Annotated in this window: 1 protein-coding gene; it reads left to right on the top strand. The window is 71.1% G+C overall.

The window, feature by feature from the left end:
- A partial coding sequence (locus ACSNOK_RS34705) for an nSTAND1 domain-containing NTPase (RefSeq protein WP_436784691.1) occupies window positions 1–263 on the top strand: 263 nt, incomplete at both ends.

The raw sequence follows: 263 nt of genomic DNA, 5'->3' as shown, positions 1-263 counted from the left end.
ACCCTTAGCAGGGTCCAGCTCGCCGAGGTGGTGGAGCGGCCCGGGGTGCTGGTGGGCCTCTCCTTCGCTCCCGGTGTGGTCGACACCATCGTGGACGAGACGGGGACGGACGACTCCCTGCCGCTGCTGGCCTACCTCCTCCAGGAGCTGTACTTCACCTGCGGCCCCGGCGGAACGGTCACCGAGGAGACGTACCGCCGACTCGGCGGTGTTCCAGGCGCCCTGGCGCGGCAGGCGGACAGCACCGTGGCGGCTCTCGGTAC

Origin of the sequence: Streptomyces sp. URMC 126, assembly GCF_051386555.1 — a bacterium.
Taxonomy (GTDB): domain Bacteria; phylum Actinomycetota; class Actinomycetes; order Streptomycetales; family Streptomycetaceae; genus Streptomyces.
The sequence above is the reverse complement of the archived record's forward strand: the minus strand, read 5'-3'. Positions and strand labels throughout refer to the sequence as shown.